Annotated in this window: 4 protein-coding genes; 2 read left to right on the top strand and 2 right to left on the bottom strand. The window is 60.1% G+C overall.

What is annotated here, in order from left to right; translation table 11 throughout:
* Positions 1-96: 96 nt before the first annotated feature.
* Positions 97-387: a hypothetical protein gene (locus tag OXS27_RS31820; RefSeq protein WP_243920260.1), complete on the bottom strand. Its 291-nt coding sequence runs from the start codon at positions 385-387 to the stop codon at positions 97-99.
* A 99-nt stretch (positions 388-486) separates the two neighbouring features.
* On the opposite strand from OXS27_RS31820, the gene OXS27_RS31815 reads away from it, so the two are divergent.
* On the top strand, positions 487-999 hold the full coding sequence (locus OXS27_RS31815; protein ID WP_267361648.1) for a MucR family transcriptional regulator: 513 nt from the start codon (positions 487-489) through the stop codon (positions 997-999).
* A 302-nt stretch (positions 1,000-1,301) separates the two neighbouring features.
* On the top strand, positions 1,302-1,544 hold the full coding sequence (locus OXS27_RS31810; RefSeq protein ID WP_243920283.1) for a hypothetical protein: 243 nt from the start codon (positions 1,302-1,304) through the stop codon (positions 1,542-1,544).
* A gap of 719 nt (positions 1,545-2,263) precedes the next feature.
* Here OXS27_RS31810 and OXS27_RS31805 read toward each other — a convergent pair.
* The coding region (locus tag OXS27_RS31805; protein WP_346733036.1) for a TadE/TadG family type IV pilus assembly protein at positions 2,264-4,066 on the bottom strand (1,803 nt) is incomplete at its 5' end.

Raw genomic sequence — 4,066 nt, 5'->3', positions numbered from 1 at the left:
GCCACCATGCAGCAGCCTCTCAATTGCCTCGGTCCAAAAGACCGGTCAGGTCACTTCAGGTAGGCGGTGCCGAACGGGATCCGGCGCATTTCCAAATTATGCGCGCATCGTCACCGAGCCGTCGTCAGGGTCGACCATCTCGACGCGCGGGCCGCGGGTATCCATACCCCCGAGGGTATCGGCCAGGGTAAAATTGCAGGTTGTCGCCAGGAACGCGCCGTCATCGGTCGGCAGGACACGTAGAAGAGCGTGCGCAAGCCTACTCACGACGATCTCGCGCACGGGCAGGCCAAGGCCGCGCGAACTCTCACTCTCACGTATGTAGGCCGACACGACGTTGTCAGCGATCAGGGTGGCAAACCGCTCAAGGGCGGGGCTTAGCGTCATCTCGGGGATACCTAAAGTAATAGATTTCTCGCGAGATAACGTATTGCCTTTCTACGTGTAACGACAGACTGTGCCGCCTTCTTCACAATCAGGTGCATCGTGGACGAAAATCTAGATCTTATCGAGCGAGAAGCGCCCGATCTTACCGAGCTTACGACGACCCTCGTCGCAGCCTACGTGTCGAATAACCACATCCAGCCCAGCGAGATCGGTACGCTGATCGCCGCCATGCATGCCGCCCTGACCGGGCTTGGCAACGATGCGGCTACGGCTGCTCCTACGACCGAAAAGCTCACCCCCGCCCAGATCCGCAAGTCGGTCACGCCGGACGCCATCATTAGCTTCATCGATGGTAAGTCGTACAAGACGCTCAAGCGCCACCTGACCGGCAACGGCATGACGATGGAGCAGTACCGTGAGCGGTTCGGCTTGCCGCGAGACTACCCCTCCACCGCGGCCAACTATTCCGCGCAACGCTCGGCCCTGGCTAAGAACTTTGGGCTCGGCCAGCAGCGCGAGAAGGCTGCTCCGATGGCCGCTGAGCCTGAGGAGACCGTCTCCGACAAGTCGAAGCGCCCTGGGCGGCCGCGGAAGCAAAAGGCAGCTTCATAAGAGTAGTGGCGGGGAGGCTACGGATCTTTCGGCCTCCCATCCTCCTTCCTCCTGCATCGCAGCGGTTGAGCGCCCTCACGCTCCCGTTCGCGAGCGCGCCGGTTGCCGTGTTCTCCCCGTTCACGAGTGGCCGGCGCGTCCTTGGTTTCACCAAGGGAACTTGCTCCAAGGCAGGTTGTCAGCCTGAAATTGTTGGCTCCGGGCTATGGATGGAAACGTTTCTGCTCACAGACGCGTTACCGGCGTTCATCGACACGGAGGCACCGATGCGCCATCGCACTCTCGTTACGGCCATTCCGTTCATGCTGCTCGGCCCGGGTGCAGCATACGCACAGACCTCGGCAGCAACGCCGCCTACGACCACGCCGGGCGCACCTGGCGTAGTAGCTCCGCAGCCAGGCTCGACCGGTGCCCCGGCGGCGGCCACCGGAACTCCGACGGGCCGACCAGCCGACACCATCACGAACAACTCGGCGGCTGGAGGCAACGCCGGACAGCCTTCCCGCGCCATTCCGCAAGGTGGCGGAGGCGGCGGAAGCAAGTAAAAACTCAACAACTGCTCTGGAACGGGCCTTGCTCTCCAGAGCGTTTAGTTCGTTCCTGAGACCACGGACCGCCTCAGCCCGCCCGGCTCGCTGCCGCGGCGGGCTTCCTTCTGCGTGCCGAGATCAGGCAGCCCCCCTCAGGGCGAGTGCCCTGGCTGCTTCGATAGCTCGATTGGGTTGGTCGAACCTTCGCCTTAGATTGCGTTAACGGTGTTGATCCCACACTTGAAGCCCAGGCGGACAACGATGCGATGTTCCCTCGCGCTCACGACCGCCCTGGCTGTTCTCATGGGCATGCCGTCACTCTCTGGTGCTCAGAGTCTGCCCGAACCGCCTAGAAAGGCCTTTTCAGGAGCGGCATCTGCCGGCGAGGAAGCGGCATCAGCCGTCGATCCGGCGGTACTCGACCGATGCCGACAGCAGGCCGACACTCAAAAGCTCAAGGATGGTCCGGAGCGAAAGGCATTCATGGGGACCTGTGTCACGCCGGAGGATTGAGCGCACTCTGCCAAAACGCATTCTACACCCTCAGGAACTTCGCCGAACTCCCCGACGGCCGCGCGTGCCGATAGTGCCCTGTCGTCGCCACCGAGGCGTGGCCCAACGAAGTCTGCACGAGATGGCCATTAGATCTGAGAAGACCGCCTCCGAGAAGCCGAAGCGTACTGCTAGCCGCCCGCGGACGGACAAGACGGCTACCGGAGCGTAGGATCAGCGGTCTATTGCGTCAGACGCAGCGCGCCGATACTCGACTGGATTTTCTGGAAGGCCGCGATCAGATCGTCCGATGTGTTGGCAAGGAAGTACTGGCTCGCTGACGAAGCGCAATTTTGTAGAAGGGCTTGTCCCGCCGAGTCAATTGGGTCGGACGAAACGCTGAACGCAATCGTGTAGATCGAGATATTGACCGCTTTGGCATTCGAACATGCCTGTGCTGTGAGCGCGTCCAAAGCGTTTCGCGCGCTCGTGCCGTCCGAAACGTTCTGGTTTGCTGGCGGGAGCCGTGTATTGGCCGTCGAGGTCTTCGCATTCAGAGGGTTGGAATTTCGAAAATACCCCGTTGAGAAGTAGAGTGATCCGTTGGGCGAGTTGGGATTACTCGTCCAACTGTTGTATCCGTCAGTCATTAGAATAAGGATCTTATTGATAGCGGTAGCATTAGAACTGCTGGACGCAGTGGCATAGGCCGCAGGTGGGCTTCCAATCGTGGGGCTACTTGTGAAGACACTGAGCGGAGAAAGAGTCCGCCATCCCCACATAAATCCCTCGTGAATGTTAGTAGAGCCCGAAGGCGCCATATTACTAATCGCAGCCTTAAGAGCAGTAGTATTATTTGTGAGAGTTACGAGAGGCTGTGTCGAACACATAAAGTTTGGACCATTCGGGATCCCAAGGGCAGTGTTCGATGTGGCATTGCGCGGGTTGACGTACTTACAGGCTTGACCTTCCAGCGGCAGGTACGAGGTCGCAGAATTTTTAGTTCCACATTTGCCGTTATAGCTGCCATCTGTATCGGCGATATAGCTGTTGTAGCTGCGGTATGTGGTTCCGTTGGGGTCGGGGTAATCAGCGTAGCTGGTGCTGCCATCGCCCGGTTCGTCAGGGGCAAAGAGTGGCACGAAGTAGGAGTCCATATTGGAGCTATTAGGGGCACCATCCTGGACGTTGAGTGGGTAGGGCAAAGTTTCTAGGCAGCCGGCCCACCCCCAGTTGGGGTTGGCACTCTTAAGCTTGGAGAAGATGTCGAACCGGTTCGAGAAGTTGGATCCGCTGGCGTTGAGCACGTTTGTCCAGTGGTAACTGGACTGCGCGTTCTGGTCGATCCAGCTGGCATTCCGGTAGGTCGTCGGGTCCACCGCCACGGCCGCAGCGAACGGCACAATTGAGATCCTGGTCGCGCTGCTGAACGAGCTGTTGGCGTAGACGTAGTTGACGAAGTTCGTCGCCGCCTGCTGCACGGCCTGCATCTTCGACTGGGTACCGCTCGACTCGGCCATCGACCCCGTATTGTCGAGCACCAGCGCGATCTCGAAGGTCTTCGGGATCGGCGTGGCGCATTGCGACGTGGCCCCCGGATTGATGCGCGTGGTGCCAGTCAGCTTGCCGAAGAAGGTCGTCGATAGCTTGTGCGCCGAGAGGGTGATCTGGCGCGGGTTGCTGGTGACGGTCAGCGGGTCGACCACGAGGTTCGTGGCACCCATGGCCCCGTTCAGAGTGGTCTGAGCGAGGGTGTTCAGATCCGCCGTGCTCGTGGTCATTGGCGTCTGACAGAGCAGTAGCGCGGTCGAGTCCGTCGATACCTGGAGCTTCGCTTCGAGTCGCGTGGCGAAACCGTAATCGATGGCCGCGCCGCCGAGCATGAGCATCGGCACGCTCATGAAGGCGAACAAGAGCGCGACGTTGCCACCGTGATGCGAGCGAAACGCATCACCACGGCGAATGATACGACGAAGGCCTTGAACCGGTCGCCGTCCGTTATGTTGGGTCAAAGCGAACAATGCCGAGCCGAGCCTAATGCTGAT

It is taken from the genome of Methylobacterium sp. GC_Met_3, assembly GCF_026540775.1.
Lineage (GTDB): Bacteria > Pseudomonadota > Alphaproteobacteria > Rhizobiales > Beijerinckiaceae > Methylobacterium.
This window is presented reverse-complemented; position numbering and strand designations above follow the sequence as displayed.